Here is an 18,241-nt window from a genome sequence, read left to right on the forward strand (position 1 = left end):
ATGAAGAAACAACGAATCAAAGAGGTCATTGTTGTCGAAGGAAAACATGACCGTGAAAAGATACTCAAGTGTATTGATGCAGATATTATTACATCAAGCGGTACCCACATGTCGCAAGAATTTTTAGAATTATGCAAGAAGATGCATGCTTCTCGGGGTTTAATCGTCTTTACCGATCCGGATGGACCTGGTGAAATGATTCGCCGTCGGATTATTGAAACAGTAGGAACTACAAAACATGCATCCTTGCATGTAATACAAACCAAGAAGAAACAAAAAGTCGGGATTGAGCATGCAGATTGCGAAGATATCCTTGAGGCGCTCGCTAAGGCGGCTACTTTTGACATTTACAATGAATCCATGACGTGGGGTGAATTTATTGATTGCGGCCTTTCAGGCCTCCCAGATAGTCAATTAAAACGGGAAAGACTATCTGAAGCTTTACATTTCCCCAAGTCCAATGCAAAAACTACATTTAAGTATCTGAATATGATGAACATAGACGTAGCAACATGCCGCACTATTTTGAAAGAGAGTAACCTATGAAAACAATTGCTAATTATTCCGTAAGTATGGAGTTGCTAAAACGATACGAACGCCGTGCCAAGAAACACTTTGGACAAAATTTTATTATTGACCCGTCGATCGTTAAAAACATTGCAGCCCACAGTGGTGAAAAAGGAACAGTCATTGAGATTGGTCCTGGTTTGGGTGCATTGACGCAACAACTTGCTGAACGCTATGACCAAGTCATTGCGTATGAAATTGATCCACATATGGTTGAAATTTTACAAGAGACGCTTGAAGACTACTCCAATATCGAAGTCATTCATCAAGATTTTCTGAAAGCGGATTTAAGTCATTTTACAGAACCTGTAACGGTATGTGCAAATTTACCGTACTATATTACAACACCAATCCTCTTTAAATTAATGGAATCAGTTCAAATGGTTGCGATGACCATAATGGTCCAAAAAGAAATTTCTGACCGACTCACTGCGCTTCCAAATACAAGAGACTATGCTGCACTTAGTATCCAAATGCAATACTATTTTGATATCAAGACAGTAATGCATGTATCCAAAGAGAGTTTCCATCCACGTCCAAATGTGGAATCAAGTGTTATTAAATTTACGCCGAAACATAATACGATGCCTTATGATGAGAAAGCATTTTTTAGTTTTGTAAAAAAATGTTTCCAGTTCCGACGTAAGACACTTACCAATAACTTGAAAACGTTAGAACTTGACGTAAATTATGCTGACGTGTTAACAAGCCTGGGAATTAATCCAAGTATTCGTGCCGATGCGTTGAGCTTTGATGACTACCTAAGACTTTACGGAGCTTTGTATGCGTAAAAAAGCGTATGCAAAATTAACATTATATTTGCATGCGAAAGATCGAAAGGATGGCGTGCTACATTTTCAAAACATCACGGTGCCAATCGACCTTTTTGATATGGTTTATTTAGATAAGCATGAAACGATGCATATCGAGACCGATAAAACATATCTTCCTAACGACAAGCGAAATACAGTATATAAAACACTGATGATTCTTAAACGTACCTACAAAATAAGTGATAACTTTAAAGTTCGTATCGTTAAGAACATTCCAGCACAATCTGGTCTAGGTGGTGGAAGTGCCGATGCTGCAGCTGTTATTCATATGATTAATGATATGTACCAGTTACAGATGAGTGACCAAGCAATGATTGATGTTGCAGCACAAATAGATGAAGATACGCCCTTCTGCCTTTTTAACCGTCCGATGATTGTTGAGGGTGGCGGCGAAATTTTAACGCCGGTGAAACTAGATTTGGATTTGTTCTATTTGCTTGTAAAACCTGGATTTGGGGTTAGCACAAAATCATTCCTTAAGAAATTTGATAACTTTCAAGATCCTTTAGGTTTTCACCAAGTTCTTGAAGGTATAGAGACGAATAACTATCATCAAATTGTTGAACATACACACAATGATTTTCAACGTGCTGTTATTAAGCGTAATGGCCGCCTTCGCAAAGTCATACGTACCCTTAAAGAGGGAGATCTTGAAGGTGTTTGCATGAGTGGTAGTGGAACAACAATTTACGGATTAACGCAAGATTTAAGTAAGGCAATGACTCTATATAATAAAATCGTCTTTGACTACCCGTTCGTGAAATATGGCCGAATTGGGAAGTGAAAGACGCTTTCTTATGTTAAAATGAAAATGGAGGGCAATGAATTATGAAAAATGCAATTGTATTAGCAGCGGGTAAAGGAACACGCATGCAGTCAAATAAAAACAAAGTAATGCATGAAATTTTACGCAAACCGATGATTGGGATGCTTGTAGAGAATCTTAAAAAAGTTGATATTGATAAGATTGTAGTTGTTACAGGACATCAAAAAGATGAAATTGAAGCTTACTTAGGCGATAGTGTCGACTATGCAGTTCAAGATGAACAAAAAGGAACAGCAGATGCGGTTGCGAAAGCGACACAACTCAAAGACGATTCAGGATCAACCCTTATTCTCTTTGGTGACGCAGCATTAATTCAGCCAGATACATTCACGCAACTCTTTGATGCTCATGAAGGTCATGATTTGACAATAATGAGTGCACAAGTACTAGAGCCGGGAAACTACCGTCGTATTATTCGCGATAACCAAGGTCAAATCGATCATATCGTCGACTTTAGAAATCTGACGGACTCAGAGCGAAACATTCAGGAAATTAGTTTGGGAATCTTCTGTGTCAATAACGAACTTCTCTTTAAATATTTACCAGAATTTAAAGATGATACTAATACAGAAGAGATCAATCTAACGCAACTCGTTAAAATAATGAAAACAAATGGTCATAAGATTCAATCATTACGCGCCGAAGATTATCAAGAATTTATGGGTGTTAATGATCGATTCCAACTTAATACCTCAATGCGTTGGTTACAAGAACGCATCAATGCTCAGCATATGTATAATGGTGTCACAATTATAAGTCCAATCGATACATATATTGGACCGGATGTTATCATTGAACCAGATGCGACGATTTATCCAAATACGCATATTTATGGTAAATCAATGATTCGCTCGGGTGCAATAATCTACCCAAATAGTTGGATCGAGAATGCAACCATTGGTGAAAATACTACCATCGATAGTTCTCGAATTACGGATAGCATAGTTGGTGCACAAACAACAATCGGACCGAATGCCCATATTCGTATGCATTCAGACATCGGAAACAAGGTTCGCATCGGTAATTTTGTCGAAATGAAGAATGTAATCTTCGAAGATTTATCAAGAAGTGCACATTTAACGTATTTAGGCGATGCAAAAGTTGGAAAAGATGTTAATATAGGTTGTGGTGTTGTAACTGCCAACTATGATGGAAAGAATAAATACCGTACTGAAATTGGTTCTGGTAGCTTCATTGGAAGCCATTCTACGCTAATTGCGCCTGTTACAATTGGGGAAAACGCATTGGTTGCCGCGGCAAGTGCTGTTTCGGATGATGTCGAAGATGGAGCAATGGCCATCGCTCGTACACGTCAAGAGACAAAGCCAGGCTATGGAGAGAGATTCAAAAACAAAGAGGGAAAGTAGATTATGATGAGTGAAAAAAACACTGTAGTATTTGCATTATCGTCAAATATTGAATTAGCAGATGAAATCTGTGGACATTTAAATATCAATCGTGGAAAAATTGATGTCCGTCATTTTGCGGACGGAGAAATTCTGATTGAACCGTTGGAGTCGGTACGTGGAAAACACGTATACATAATCCAATCAACATGTGCTCCAGTAAGTGAGACTTACATGGAAGTCTTAATTGCAATCGATGCGTGTCATCGTGCATCGGCAGACGAAATAACAATCGTCATGCCTTATTACGGATATGCTCGTCAAGACCGTAAGGCACGTGCACGTCAGCCGATATCTTCAAAATTAATGGCTAATCTGTTAACAACAGCGGGTGCAGACCGCGTTGTGACAATTGATTTACATGCGCCTCAAATTCAAGGATTCTTTGACATCCCTACAGATGACTTAACAGCCGTAGCAATGATTGGACAATACTATCGTGCTAAAGAATTCGCAGACGAAATTGTTGTTGTCTCACCAGATCATGGTGGAGCAACACGTGCTCGTAAATTATCAGATACAATTCCTAATTCAACGATTGCGATTATCGATAAACGTCGTACAAAACCAAACGTTGCGGAAGCAATGAACCTTATTGGTGATGTGAATGGCAAGATTGCTATTGTTATCGACGATATGGTTGATACAGCAGGTTCACTCATGGGTGGAATCGATATGCTTTATGAAAAAGGCGCTAAAGAAGTCTATGCAGCATGTACTCATGGAATTCTTTCAGGACCAGCAGTTGAGCGTATCGCAAACTCACAAATTAAAGAACTACTCATCACAAATACAATTCCACTTCGTGAAGAAGCGAAGCATGTAGAAAAAATCAAACAAATCTCTGTGGGCTACATGCTTGCGAAAGCAATCGAAGCGATCCAAGATCATACTCCTGTAAGTACTTTATTTGACCTATTTAATGACTAGTTTAACTTATAAACAAGTTAATGTTGTGATTGTTTTCAATACCGATGAAACGGATGTCCTCATGTGTTTGCGCATGAAGAATCCATATCTCGGTTTGTATAACTTTTTAGGTGGTAAAAAGGAAACACAGGAAACAGATTTGGAGGGTGCCTACCGAGAACTTTATGAAGAATCAGGAATTTCAAAAAATAATATTGAATTAAAACCACTCTTCACAACTCAATATCATCAAGATGGTATCGAGCTCCAAGTATTTTATGGAACTTTACAAGATATGACGATAACGTTAGTTCCGGAAAAACACCCATTGCATTGGATACCTATAATTGGCACTGACTTTGCAGATGAAACAAAATTTGCGGGTCAAGGTAATATCAAACATATGATAGAGATTATTCGTGAGTCCAAACAAAAAGAGGGCCTTGTCATTTAGACAAGGCCTTTTATGTGTATTACATACCAGAATAGTTGTGCCAATGCAAAAGCCATTGCAAAGCTAAGAAGTGTGCCAAGTATATAGCGTTCCGTGAACTCTTTAGACTGTAATTGTTTATATCTTGAAAAAGTCTTAATTGTTACTAGAATTGCTATGCCTTCAAGATGGTTAGAAACTACCAAAAGGAGAACAAAAGTGCGCTCGACATATCCAATTATTTTTCCGAAACCAGCATTTTCGACATCATAAGTATTTTCGAGATGAACCACTTGCTTTAACTCTTTTCCGTCTCGTATTTCTAACTCTACGGACGATAGTGTCATATTATTTGAATAATCGATGGTATTAACAGATTTACTTTTAGTTTTATCCATGACGCTTAAATCTATAAATAGAAGAGAGATTATATATCCAGTGACAGATGTTAACGTAACCATAACACAAAGTGTAAAGAAAATCGTATCTAGATTAGTCATCATTTTTAGACTGCTTAGAATAAAAAGGTTGTTTGTTTTGAAAAAATAAATTGCAGACAGAATCAAAATAGAAAAAATATGAATGATTTGGTCAAGCAAAAATGTATACGTTTTCGTATAGGAAGACTCTTTGAATAACTTAGTATAAAAACTATGATGTTTTAATGAGTCGATAAAATAGTGAGCAATTGTGTAGGTTACTAAGAGAGTAATTAGTCCAAATAATTTCATCAAATTTATATCACTCAAGCCGGAGTTGATGAATACATAAAGAATCCCAAGTGCGATTGTAGTTGCGGTATGTATCAATGCATGAATGATTAAAATAGCGTTATTCTCATTTTTTAATCTTGCCATTCTATTACTTTGAAACCAAAAATCTGCTAAGAGGTGTGATGTAAGAAGTATTAAAAGAATCATGACAGTCCTCGATTCATGGTATCTGAGATTGTTTCGAGAATTTTGTTGTATTTATCGTATCGTGAACGCGATAAATAGCGAGTAAAATAGATCCGTTTCTTTTCACTATCGGTCGTTGTTGTGCCGTGAGAAGTCAACTTTTCATATAGTTCCGAATAACTTGTATCAGGATATGCATCAAGTAACATAACAGCTTCTTGTTGTTGTTCATTTCTCTTTTCCAATATTTCAATAAGATATTCAAATAATAGATTTATAACAGAATCGTATAAATTATCCTTATTTGATTTAAATACACATGTTATCAATTGTGAAGAAGTTGCGAATTCTTTTGCATCATTTAAAGCAGTCGTTGCCATCCAAATTGATTCACCATTGATTTCATGAGCATTACGATTATGCGTTTGATTTAAGGAACCCATTCCAATTCCAAGATAAATTGGGATATTCATTTTTTTTGATGCATTCAGTATAGCTGAGATAACAATTGTTGCTTCTTTAGCGTTGTCGTAGACACCGAATAGCTCATCTCCATTGCGGACTTGAAGCTGAATAATCGGGTTTGTAGCCAGCGTATTTTGGGATATAGATTTATGAATTAGAGAAAAAAAACTATTCATATCTTCATACCTGGAGTCTTCACGTGAATGTTTAAGATCTAGTCGGATTGATATATACATATTTACCTCTTTTCTTTTCATATATTAATATTGTATCCGAAAAATGGATACAAGTACATATGTATCCAAAAAATGGATACAAGCGTATATGTATCCAAAAAATGGATACAAGAATATATATTTATAAAAATGAATGAAATGAAAAGTATCTATGATAAATAAATATAACTTGTCAGTTATTAGAAAGTAAAATCCAATCAAATGAAAAAAGAGACTACAATGTGTAATCTCTTTTTAAATATGTTTGAAGATGGAAAGAATAAATATATGCACTCACATTATGATTCGGGTAATAACTACGCATCATTGCGATGTATCCATCGACTTGTGGCGCATAACGTTTCCAAAGTGTTGCGGCATCTGCATTATCACTTTTGAAGTCTACAATAACGATTTCTTTATTGTTTTGCGCGAAAAAGTCGATAATACCTTCACTATCAGCGTCAATGAATGGGATTTCTTTTTCAATGACGGGATAGGTATACAACTGTTGTGTAAAAGGATGCGCGTTATATGTTATGAGTGGTTGATGGAATCGTGCATCAATTGCAACAAGGTCCTCTTGCGTCCACGTTCGGTTGGGGAGTGCTTCAATTGATTCATGAAGAGTCGTTCCGTAAGCCATTCCAAATTCAGAGAATTTATCCGGATCTAGTGGTGCATTTTGTGCAATAAGAACAGGTTCAGGAATCATTTCAAATCTTGAATTAAAGGGTTCATTTTGAATAATTGTTGCTTGCTCTTGTAATTTTTCAGTTCCAATTTCTTCGGCATCGATGACTTTAAGAATTCGTGATGGCGGACTTGCAGCAAAGAGTAGTTCAGTTTTGTTTCGATGTCCACGCAGCAGTGCACTGGAAAGTGGTTCAGGTTTAAATTCCTTTGTTACATCAACCAAAATGAGGTGTTTCTGTGGTCGGGTGAGTGCTACATAAAGTAAACGTAAGGACTCTTCAAGTTCTTCGTGATCTTGTTTATATTCAACAATTGTCCGAAGCATGTTCTTTTCTTGTGTGCGATAAGGCATTTGAATATGATTTAAGGCAAGACCAAGTGTGTCATCAGTGACAAGCGTGCTTGTATGGTCTCGTACCGTATGTTTGCCAAGTCCCCACAAGAATACAATTGGAAATTGCAGTCCTTTTGATTGATGAATTGTCATCGATGTAACGACATCAGCATCCTTACTTAGTGGAGATGCTTCGCTGCTTGTATCATCTTTGAATTCGCGGATGAAGCGGATGAAGCCCAGTAGCGTGGGGGTACGTGAAGCCTGATATTGAACGGCTTTTTCAAGTAAAAAATCAACATTAGTTTTATCTTGTAAAGATAATTGTGACTGATAGGTGTTACGCATCACAATAATATCTTGAATGATTGAGACGACATCTTTTGTGCGCCATGTTCGAATTGAATCATGAATCATAAAGTGTGTTTGAAGATCCATGATTTTAAGTGCTTCCTTGATGGAAGCATGTCCGGATAGCTTTAAAGCAGCAATCTGATCGTCTGAATATCCGATAAAGACTGATTTTAGTACATAGACAAGATAAAAATCGTGACGGTTTAGCGCATAGTTTAAGATGTGGATAATATCTTGAATAACTTCTGAATTGTAGAAACCACTTCGATCATCAATGTAATGTGGAATGTTTGCAGCGACGAACGCTTCTTTTAGATATGCTTTGCTTGCGTGGGAGCGTACCAAGATGACCATATCTTTGAAAGCATAACCTTGCTTGTGGTACTTAATAATTTCCTGGGCAATATAATCGGCTCTTTGTTGGTTAACCGATGCCTCGAAATAACGATCACCACGCTCGATAATGTGAAATTCTACAGGGTGAGAATCTTCTGATTGTTGTGGAATTCCGACATTTACATGGTCATGTTCACGATACGATATCCCCAAAGAAAGGTTCATCAACTTATCAAAAACATAGTTGTTGTAATCTACGATATCTTTTTTGGAACGATAATTGAAAGATAAAAACAAATTCTGAGTCGTTGTATCTTTCATTAAGTCTTGCATGATATTCGGTTTTGCACCACGGAAGCGATAAATAGATTGTTTAATGTCACCGACACGGAAAATGTTGGTTCCATTAGAGATTAAACGAATAATTTCATCTTGGTACTCATTGGTATCCTGGAACTCGTCTACCATAATCTCTTGATAGCGGGGTTGAATCAACGTTGCGATCTCAAAGTTATTAACAGTAAGAATTTCTAAAGCGAGAGATTCAAAGTCACTAAAGTCGAGACAGTTTTCGGCAATTTTAATGTCATTGTAGGCGCTCATGAAATCTTGTGTCATGTGCAGCAAGTTGTCGACATCATCATATTGTTCGTGAAGCAGTGCAAACTGTGCGTCTAAAGGACGGTGATATTCTAAAATTTCCTGAATGCTATCGCCAAGCTGTTTTCGGGCTTTGGTATAGGCTTCATTTTTAGTATCTGCATGGAGTTTGAAGTTGAAAAGATCTTGGAAGGAGTCATAAAAAAGAATATCGTGATTCTTAACCGCAGCTTCAACATCCAATAGCTTTCCAAAAACATCATTGAGCATTGTTGATTGGTCAAAAAACTTTACTTGTTTCTTATCGTTAGCATCATAGGATGCATCCGCTATTGAAACCAAAGTTTGGATGTTGCCCTTGATTGCTTGAATTGCGTGTAAATATTGATGGAAAAAATAATCCTTGAATATAGGTGGTAGTGCGTCAAAGTTATCCGTTTGGTAGAGGTTTAGAGTACGCGCTGCTTCCGCAAGGGGTTCTTTTTTACTTAATAACCATGATGCGGTTGCTTGCAGTGCATCTTTCAATCCGTCAAAATCAATCGGATTCGTCGAAAAGATATCCAGTAAACGTTCAGTTGCTTCAGGATTGGTTTGCAACCACGTATCCAAAGTCGCATCTAAAGCGCGATTTTGAAGCAATGTAACCGATGCATCGTCTAAGATGTTTTCAGCACGTTCAGGATTCATACCAATGATATAACCGTAGTTTTTAATAATTGTCAGGCAGAAGGAATGGATCGTCGATATTTGTGCTGTCTCGACTAGAGCGATTTGTTCGGCAATAAATGGTGTTGCATGCGTTTCATACTCTTGGTTAAGAGCTGCAAGTAATCGTGTTTTCATTTCCGAAGCAGCAGCCTCCGTAAAGGTCATAGCGCACACTTCATCTATACGAACGTTATCGTGGATGATGCGTTTCATTAATCGAGCAATTAACACAGTTGTCTTTCCAGCCCCCGCCGAAGCGGAAACAATTACATTTTGATTCAATGCATCAATGGCAAGCTGTTGTTGCGGGTTAAACGTTGTCATGCGTCATCATCCTTTCTAAGATTAAGGTCTTTATCGACTTCAATAGTAATTGCTTCCGCATCTAAAATACCTGATAAAATATGAAACTGAATGGTATCGTAGACGTGGTGTAGGAGTGGTCTGATTTTGTCCATATCAAACGGCTTACGCCATAATCCCATACCCGTTTTACCCAGGCGCAGTCCACCATAGTAGGTATCAGTTTCGAACATGTCTTCGGGAAGATCAAACATCCAGCCGCTATATTTCTTTTGTTTTTTCCAAAGATCTTCGGGAAGTTCTTCGTTGTAAATAACGCCTTTTGACATATTGTAAGACAACGGAGCAAGGGCAATATTACTGTTGCGCAGTCCAAAATAAAAGACGCCAAGAACAGATTTACTAAATAGTGTTTCACAAATCATGGCATATGTGAGTAGTTGGAGTTGCTGTCCCGACTGGACGGAACCTTGGCTTAGCGATTGGGCTGTCGATTTATAATCGACGATAAGTGCATGGTTATCGCTCAAATCGATACGATCGATAATACCGCGCAGGTGAATATTCTTAAACAGTGAATCGGCCTCGAACCACTTTTCAGTATCGGCGACATCAAAAGTCGACGTTGCAATGGACTCCTTCACAAAATCTATATTCATGGTCATGAGTGCTTCATTACGCCGTTGAATCATCTTGATTCTATTAGAATCTTTCGGGAACACGCGTCCGATTGAATCCCATGCATCATTGGGAAGTTGTTTATGCATTGTTTCCATAATGCGATGATTGATCGTTCCAATAATACGAGGATCAAAGGTAAATTTTTCAGGTTCTCGTAATGCCAATCCGCGTTCCACAAAAAATTGGTAAGGGTTATTGATATACATTTGGAATGCCGAAATAGAGCCAACAATCCTTCCATCTTTCAAATAAATTTGTGGTGCAAGATCTGGACTCAGTGAGCGGGGTACGGGTGTTCGTTCGCTAACTTGTTTTAATTTCCATGGTTCAAGTTGAATGTTACGATCAGCACAGAAACGTTCAATTGGATAGGAAACTTCAATACCCTTTCCTTCATACGATGACGCATGGTAAGACAATGTAAGGTTCGTGCTGTGTGAGAAAATTATGTTTTGTTGATCTAAAAGATATTGTGTACGAACGTCGAGGCTCGGGAAGTTGTGTATTTGGGCAACGTAGCTTTCATCCAAAATGCCTGTTCGAGAAGCGATTGCCGGAAATTGCTTTGCACTCAAACCAAGAACATAAAGATGCTGTGGTGCGAGATACGGCAATTCTCGAATATCAATCCATTGAATGACGTGTTGTGTTAATGCACGGCTCTGAACATTCTTAAAGTGATTGATAAAGAATAAATGTGTTGATGCGTCATAGAGATGCATGTGAGTTTCTAGGAAAGACTTAATCGGACGAATGTCAATGCGCGAATTAAGGGCAAGGGTATCGTAGGCAAAGGTTAAGACGCCAGCATAATCTTTGGTTGAAAGATCAAGCATAAATTGCTGTAACGTAAGTACATCAGATTGAATATGGTCTTGCAGGCGATAGATTTGCGGATATTCAGGATGTTCTTGTGCATGGTTAAACGGTTCAAACAATTGTTCGTACGTTAATTCAAAATGTTGAATGTAATAAACGAGGTCATCGATAAACTGTAATTTTAATGGATTCGCTTCAATAAGAGCTAAAACCGATTGAACTGATTTATCTAAAGCAAGAGTAACCATTGCAAGAAATTGTGCTTTCGCAAGATCAAAGCGTTTATCTGAAAATTTTTGATGCAGACCATAGCGCGCGAGTGTCGCCTCAATCAATGCATGATGAGTATTAAAATTAGGAATTGCAACGACAGCGTTTTTAATATCCTTGTTGAGAATATCCTGGATGACACTCTCAATTTCAGACCGAATGTTTAATGCAACTCGAAAACGGATGGAAGTAGGCTCCATTGGTAAACGTGAGGTAAGGGGTATTTCGTGTCGCGCTAAAAATGCACGGTGCGCATGCGAGAGACCTTGATCATAGGCGATATATGATTGCGGTCCTATGGTTGGTTCAGGAATCATAGTGCGAACAATTGTCATCACCTGTGCAATTTCAAGTTGTAATGGTGTCGCTTTGGGTAAATCACTCAAGGATACACCATAGGCGTCCATTTCATCCAAAAGAGCCATAAACGATTGAATTGTTTTGGGGTAATTCAAAACATCGTTTAATTTTGTAAATGTTTGGTTTTTTAAGGCATGATAAATAGCAACTTCAATCGATTTACGGTCCAAAGAAGCTTCGCTAAATGCAAAGTTAAAAGGACGAACTTGTACACCAAGTGCGAATTCGCGCCCTTCTAAAAGTACCTTTCGAAAATCATCAACAAGATGAGAAGCAGTAATATAGGTTTGTCTCATAAATGCCTCCTTATACACCATTATAAATCATAATCACATTCGAGTGTGACACACTTTCATTTCTTTTAAGAATATGCCAAAATAAGAGTACATGGGGGGAAATATATAAATGAGTCTGTACACAACTTTGAAGGAAATAAAAGATTTCCGCGTAGGTGCTAAAGACTGTGCTTTCAACGGATATGTAGAAGATTATCTGAACCGTGACAATGTACAATTTAGCGATACGCTGGAGGGCATTTTGGAAATAGATTCTGAAGTGCGTGTGATTGAGGCATTTAGTGTTTTTATTAATAAAGAAGTGATTGCCAATAAAATTATAAGTTACAAGGATATTCATAAAATTCCAAAGTGGTATATTAAAGCACCGCTTATACTTTATACAGAAATAGAAGGTCGCGAGTTTGCAATGATTTTGGTCAATCGTAATTATTATGAAGCAAAAGGTATTTTCTTCAGTTTGACTGAGCGCGATGCATTATTAGAGCCGTTTGTCGATAATGTTATGGTGATGGATACATCTGATTCTGAACGAATCGTAGCCTTGTATACCATGCTGTTTGAAGGAAAGGCACGATGCTCAGTGCTCCAGCGAGAGCAGGACCGTCGCTACTTTACGACACCACAAGACTTGTTGGAACAAAGTCATGCTGAGAGCCAGAGCATTAAAGAAACTCTCGAACTAAGTTTTGAAAATGAGCCGAAAGGACGTGCACAACGGATTCATGATGCAATCGCATCCTGGTATCTCATTAAGAAAATGGTCTATGTTCAATACATGATAGACCGCGAAACCTTAATCAATGAAAATGAAAATGATATTAAGAAGCACCGTCAAAGTGCTAAACAAATGAGTTCAAGCATTGAATTCAAACCATTTAGTGAAATGTGGAGGCAATAGACATGAAATTGGTATCTTGGAATGTGAATGGATTACGAGCAGTAATGGGAAAAGATTTTGTAGGTATTTTTGAAAGTTTAGATACAGATGTTTTGTGTCTTCAAGAAACGAAAATGCAGGCAGGTCAATTGGACTATCATCCGGAGGGCTATCACGCATACTATAATTATGCGGTGAAAAAAGGGTACTCAGGAACTGCTGTTTATTCGCGCCAAAAGCCACTATCGGTCAAATATGGCATTGGAATTTCTGAGCACGATCAAGAGGGTCGTGTCATAACATGCGAATTTGATGCGTTCTACTTAGTGTGTGTATATACCCCAAACAGCCAGCAAGAACTAAAACGTTTAGAATATCGTATGCAATGGGAGGATGACTTCCGTGCATTTATTACGACACTAGAAGCAGATAAACCAGTTGTTATATGTGGTGACCTCAATGTTGCACACAGAGAAATCGATCTCAAAAATCCAAGTACAAACCGGAAAAACCCTGGTTTTTCAGATGAAGAACGTGGGCAATTTACGAATTTGTTGGATGCAGGTTACCTTGATTCATTCCGTCATGTCCACGGAGATGTCACAGATCGTTACTCGTGGTGGAGCTACCGTGCAGCAGCGCGGAGTCGAAATGTAGGGTGGCGGATTGATTATTTTGTTGTTTCAGAGCGCTTGCGTGATGCGATTGTAGGTGCAGATATCTATGATCAAGTTATTGGAAGTGATCACTGTCCGGTCATGTTAGAACTTCAAGTCTAGAGTAGGATTCCTACTCTTTTTTTATAATAAGTACAGAAAATGACAAGCGTTTTTATTTATGTTATACTTTAACGCGTGTACTAGAAAAGAAGTAGGAAAATAAATGACATTTTTAGAATTAGGATTATCAGAGGAAGTCGCTCGCGCGATAACGGAAAAAGGATATGAAAATCCAACCGATATTCAACAGCAAGCACTCCCTATTTTATTAAATGGTCATGATTTATTAGCGCAATCTCAAACAGGAACAGGTAAAACTGCGGCGTTTGGATTACCAATCGTGACTGCAGTTGAACATGTAGATAAACAAACACAAGCTTTGATCTTATGTCCAACACGCGAACTAAGTATGCAAGTTGCTGAAGAAATTCGTAGCTTTGCAAAATACAAAAAACTTAGTGTTGTGAGTATATACGGAGGCGCACCAATTGACCGTCAAATTAAAGATTTGAAACGTGGTGCAGATATTGTGGTAGCAACACCGGGACGTTTGATGGATCATATCCGTCGTCGTACGATTCGCTTAAACCACACAACAAGAATTGTTTTAGACGAAGCCGATGAAATGCTGAACATGGGTTTTGTTGATGATATTCGTGAAATTTTCGAATATCTTCCCGAAGAACGTCAAATGGCTTTCTTCTCTGCAACAATGCCTAAAGAAATTATTCGCTTAAGTGATGATTTCTTAGTTGAACCAGAACGTATTGCATTATCACGCAATAACTTAACGGTTTCACGCATCGAGCAACGTTACTATACAGTTGAATCAAATCAAAAAATTAGTTTAGTAACACAATTACTACAAATTCACGACGCAAACGGAATCATGATTTTCTGTAATACGAAGAAAATGGTAGACGAGCTCACTACAGAATTAAATAAAGCCGGATTCCCCGCTTTAGGATTACATGGTGACATGAAGCAAGAAATGCGAAGCATGGTTATGGGACGCTTCAAGCGAGGCATGGTTAAAGTGCTTATCGCGACTGATGTTGCAGCTCGAGGAATCGACGTTGACAGCATGGATGTTGTTATCAACTATGATGTACCGCAAGAACTTGAATACTATGTACACCGTATTGGACGTACTGGACGTGCGGGTAAAGAAGGATTGGCAATTACACTTGTAACACGCCGCCAACGCTACGCAATTCGTCAAATCGAACGTCTTTCAAATTCAGAAATTAAAGAAACACCACTTCCTACTAAAGAACAACTTAACGCAGTATTGGTGCAAAAACTTGCAGCTGATATTCGCCAATGGTCATCGGCAGAACGTGGTAAACTCTTTGATATAGCATATGAAGGTCTTTCAAAAGAAGGCTTCACACAAGAAGAGATCATTATTGCATTCATCAATAAATCTGTTGCTGAAAATAATCTAGCAGCAATTAAAGGTGAAGCAGCAAGCAAACGTGTTCAAAACCGTGACCAATTCTCAAAAATCGCATTAACAATCGGAGGACGCCAAGGTATTTCGGCATCACACCTTGTTAGTGCAATTGCAACAGCCACAGGAATTCGTGGAAAAGATATCGGCCGCATCATAATTGACGATACTGTTTCCACAGTTGAAGTTCCTCGTGAACATGCAGCCTCAATAATGGAAGACTTGAAAAAAGTAACTATTAAAGGCAAAAACTTCGATACCGAGATGTTGGAGGTTGAAGCAATTCGTGAACCACGTCGTCGTGACCGAGGTGGAGATTCTCGCCGTCGTGATGGTGGAGGCCGTGACCGCGGAAACCGTGGTGGCGATCGCCGTCGTCGTGGATCGGAATCAGACTCCAAACAAGCACGCTCACGTCGTTACGACAATGACCGTCGTAAAGACCGCGGAAAATAGTAAAATCAAAACTCATAGGTTCGCTATGAGTTTTTTTTGTGGGAGTAATTTAGTGCTTATTTATGAATACATGGTATGATGGGCATAAGTGACAAAAGGGGGAAGTACTGTGGAGATAAAACATCATAAAAAGTACAACAAGTATCTCGAACACCAAATTTACAACTTGATTCGCCAAGATGAACATTCTACACTCGCGAACGCTGTCGATGCCTTCTTAATGATTGTTGTCTTAGTCAGTGTTGTCGTCGCATTTATCAGTACATTTGATTTACCAACTCATTACACAACAGCGATTAATACCATGGAAATGGTATTTGTCATTCTCTTTACTTTAGAGTATGCGATACGACTTTGGACCGCTGATTTAATGTATCCAGAACTATCATCCACAAAAGCACGACTAAAGTATGCAAAGAGTGGTATGGCAATGGTTGATCTATTGTCGATTTTACCATTCTACCTGCCAATGTTTGGACTCAGCGCGGGAGCAATGCGAGGCATCAAATTGCTACGATTGTTACGTGTGTTCAAGATTAATCGCTATACGTCATCATTGAGTTTGATTGGAAATGTCCTCAAAACACGAGCATCACAATTGTTATCATCGATAATAATTATACTTCTGCTAATGTTTATTGCTTCAATGTTAATGTATGACATTGAGCATCAAGCTCAACCCGATAAATTCAAAAACGCATTTTCGGCGATGTGGTGGGCAATGTCAACAATCACAACAGTAGGATATGGCGATATTTATCCAATTACAACGGCAGGGCGAATCTTAAGTGCAATTATTACATTTTTAGGAATAGGATTGACAGCTATTCCGACCGGGATTGTGTCTGCAGGATTTATCGAACAGTCGCGAAAACTGGAAGCACAAAAGGCACCAAAACATAAAGTTGAACCCCATCATAAATATTGTCCATGTTGTGGTCAACAATTACCTGATCGTGATGAAGATCCTGTAATTGATAATCGATAATAGAGAAGCTTTGGTGCTCAGAGATCGCTTGTGAAAACCAAATTGTAGACAATGATTGAAATCTCCAATTTTGAGAAACGGAAATGAAAGTACACATTGAATCCGATGTGTATGAAAGCACTTAATAATACCTTAGTAAATATTATGTATTTTTTCACAAGTTAGTAAAAAAAATGATGTAACTTGTGAAAAGTATAGGTATAACCTAACAATCTCAATAATATGAATTGACCGAATAAACATAAAATTCGTACAATGGAAGAGCAGACATGGGAGGAATATGCAATGAAAAAATTAGTTGCTTTATTATTAGTTGGCCTTCTTGTATTAACAGGATGTGGCGCATCAAAGCCAAAAGGGCAAGATGTAAAAATTGGAACTGCAGTTACTGTTAAGGCAAAAGCCGCAGCACCAGAAGGGGACAAAAAAGGAAACTTCGAAACAAACGTATACTACGGTACAGTCGTATTGAAAGATGACAAAATTGCTCAAGTGCAAATTGACGTTGCTCAAAACAAACAAGCATACAATGCAGACAACTCAATTGAACCATTCAAATTTGACGGTTCAAAGAAAGTTTTAGGCGATGAATACGGAATGGTCAAAGCAAGTAAAATCGGTCAAGAATGGTACAAACAAATGGAAAATCTTGAAACTTGGATGACAGGAAAAACAGTTGCTGAAGTATTAGCAATGGAAACAGTGGAAAAAGATGCAGCTCACCCAGCTGTGCCTGCAAATGCAGATTTAACATCATCAGTTTCAATTGATGTTTCAAACTACTTGGAAATTGTAAAATTAGCAGTTGAAAATGCAGTTGACGTAAAGAATGCAGCAACAGTAGGAAATGTTTCATTCACAACAGGCGCAGCTGACAAACTTGATCTAACAACAACAGTAGCAGCAACAGCATATGATCCAAATGGAAAAGTTGTCTACTCATTCATCGATGCAGCACAAGTTACAGGAAAAATTGAAAATGGTGTTGCTACATTGAACGAAGAAGTTCAACGTACAAAAGGTCAGAAAAAAGATGAATATGGTATGAAGATTGCAAGTTCAATCGGTAAAGAATGGTACGAACAAGTTGCAGCATTTAACGAATATGTTATCGGAAAAACGCCAGAAGAAGTCAAAAAAGGTGCAGATGCAGATCTTAAATCATCAGTAACAATGGGTAAAACACCATTAGTATCACCAATTGAAGTTAACAACGAAAAAGCTATCGCAATCGTTAAATAATTAAAAAAACAAGCCTTCGGGCTTGTTTTCCTAAATTCAAATCTCAACCGCACCACCAGGGTACGGTTGTTTTTGTATAATAAAAGGAGCCCACCCGACTAAAAGGAGCTCCCATATGAAGTATAAGCAATTAAATAAAAAAATAAAAGACCAAATCGATATTTTATTAAGTATAGGATATTCGATGCGA

15 protein-coding genes are annotated in these 18,241 nt (G+C 38.1%); 11 read left to right on the forward strand and 4 right to left on the reverse strand.

Features of this window, described 5'->3' with window-relative positions; all coding sequences use genetic code 11:
• Genes rnmV through GVV22_RS10800 form a run of 6 tightly spaced genes read left to right on the forward strand, consistent with a single transcriptional unit; the run spans position 1 to position 4,995 of the window.
• Complete coding sequence (rnmV, locus tag GVV22_RS10775; RefSeq protein WP_159650050.1) at positions 1-546, forward strand: ribonuclease M5; 546 nt, start codon at positions 1-3, stop codon at positions 544-546.
• Positions 543-1,358: a 16S rRNA (adenine(1518)-N(6)/adenine(1519)-N(6))-dimethyltransferase RsmA gene (rsmA, locus tag GVV22_RS10780; RefSeq protein WP_159650051.1), complete on the forward strand. Its 816-nt coding sequence runs from the start codon at positions 543-545 to the stop codon at positions 1,356-1,358. The genes rnmV and rsmA overlap by 4 nt, the downstream gene beginning before the upstream one ends.
• The gene (ispE, locus tag GVV22_RS10785; RefSeq protein ID WP_159641761.1) at positions 1,351-2,184 is read left to right on the forward strand and encodes a 4-(cytidine 5'-diphospho)-2-C-methyl-D-erythritol kinase; all 834 of its coding nucleotides are present in this window, start codon (positions 1,351-1,353) and stop codon (positions 2,182-2,184) included. Before rsmA ends, ispE begins: the two co-directional genes overlap by 8 nt.
• 44 nt (positions 2,185-2,228) lie before the next feature.
• On the forward strand, positions 2,229-3,593 hold the full coding sequence (gene glmU / locus GVV22_RS10790) for a bifunctional UDP-N-acetylglucosamine diphosphorylase/glucosamine-1-phosphate N-acetyltransferase GlmU (RefSeq protein WP_159650052.1): 1,365 nt from the start codon (positions 2,229-2,231) through the stop codon (positions 3,591-3,593).
• Between the two features lie 3 nt (positions 3,594-3,596).
• Positions 3,597-4,562 (forward strand): ribose-phosphate diphosphokinase, encoded by a 966-nt coding sequence (locus tag GVV22_RS10795; protein ID WP_419178513.1) that lies wholly within the window; start codon positions 3,597-3,599, stop codon positions 4,560-4,562.
• Positions 4,555-4,995 carry an NUDIX hydrolase gene (locus GVV22_RS10800; RefSeq protein WP_159650053.1) on the forward strand — a complete coding sequence of 147 codons (441 nt, stop codon included), beginning with the start codon at positions 4,555-4,557 and terminating at the stop codon, positions 4,993-4,995. The genes GVV22_RS10795 and GVV22_RS10800 overlap by 8 nt, the downstream gene beginning before the upstream one ends.
• Here GVV22_RS10800 and GVV22_RS10805 read toward each other — a convergent pair.
• The 4 genes from GVV22_RS10805 to GVV22_RS10820 all read right to left on the reverse strand — a co-directional run bounded on the left by GVV22_RS10805 (position 4,992) and on the right by GVV22_RS10820 (position 12,313).
• The gene (locus tag GVV22_RS10805) at positions 4,992-5,894 is read right to left on the reverse strand and encodes a DUF3307 domain-containing protein (protein ID WP_159650054.1); all 903 of its coding nucleotides are present in this window, start codon (positions 5,892-5,894) and stop codon (positions 4,992-4,994) included. The two genes, GVV22_RS10800 and GVV22_RS10805, sit on opposite strands and share 4 nt — an antisense overlap.
• Complete coding sequence (locus GVV22_RS10810) at positions 5,891-6,574, reverse strand: hypothetical protein (RefSeq protein ID WP_159650055.1); 684 nt, start codon at positions 6,572-6,574, stop codon at positions 5,891-5,893. The genes GVV22_RS10805 and GVV22_RS10810 overlap by 4 nt, the downstream gene beginning before the upstream one ends.
• Positions 6,575-6,788: 214 nt before the next feature.
• A complete protein-coding gene (locus GVV22_RS10815) occupies positions 6,789-9,908 on the reverse strand; it encodes a UvrD-helicase domain-containing protein (RefSeq protein ID WP_159650056.1) in 3,120 nt (1,039 codons plus the stop codon).
• On the reverse strand, positions 9,905-12,313 hold the full coding sequence (locus tag GVV22_RS10820) for a PD-(D/E)XK nuclease family protein (RefSeq protein ID WP_159650057.1): 2,409 nt from the start codon (positions 12,311-12,313) through the stop codon (positions 9,905-9,907). Before GVV22_RS10820 ends, GVV22_RS10815 begins: the two co-directional genes overlap by 4 nt.
• Positions 12,314-12,422: 109 nt before the next feature.
• Between GVV22_RS10820 and GVV22_RS10825 the strand changes: the two genes are divergently transcribed.
• The 5 genes from GVV22_RS10825 to GVV22_RS10845 all read left to right on the forward strand — a co-directional run bounded on the left by GVV22_RS10825 (position 12,423) and on the right by GVV22_RS10845 (position 18,051).
• A complete protein-coding gene (locus GVV22_RS10825) occupies positions 12,423-13,214 on the forward strand; it encodes a hypothetical protein (protein ID WP_159650058.1) in 792 nt (263 codons plus the stop codon).
• Positions 13,215-13,216: 2 nt separating this feature from the next.
• Positions 13,217-13,972, forward strand: coding sequence for an exodeoxyribonuclease III (locus GVV22_RS10830; RefSeq protein ID WP_159650059.1), 756 nt, complete (start codon positions 13,217-13,219; stop codon positions 13,970-13,972).
• Between the two features lie 103 nt (positions 13,973-14,075).
• Positions 14,076-15,821 (forward strand): DEAD/DEAH box helicase, encoded by a 1,746-nt coding sequence (locus GVV22_RS10835; protein WP_159650060.1) that lies wholly within the window; start codon positions 14,076-14,078, stop codon positions 15,819-15,821.
• Positions 15,822-15,930: 109 nt separating this feature from the next.
• Entirely contained in the window at positions 15,931-16,809 is an 879-nt protein-coding gene (locus tag GVV22_RS10840; RefSeq protein WP_159650061.1) for an ion transporter, read from the forward strand.
• A gap of 285 nt (positions 16,810-17,094) precedes the next feature.
• Positions 17,095-18,051: a hypothetical protein gene (locus GVV22_RS10845; protein WP_159650062.1), complete on the forward strand. Its 957-nt coding sequence runs from the start codon at positions 17,095-17,097 to the stop codon at positions 18,049-18,051.
• The last annotated feature ends 190 nt before the right edge of the window (positions 18,052-18,241 follow it).

Origin of the sequence: Erysipelothrix aquatica (assembly GCF_009828825.1) — a bacterium.
Taxonomy (GTDB): Bacteria; Bacillota_I; Bacilli_A; order Erysipelotrichales; family Erysipelotrichaceae; genus Erysipelothrix; species Erysipelothrix aquatica_A.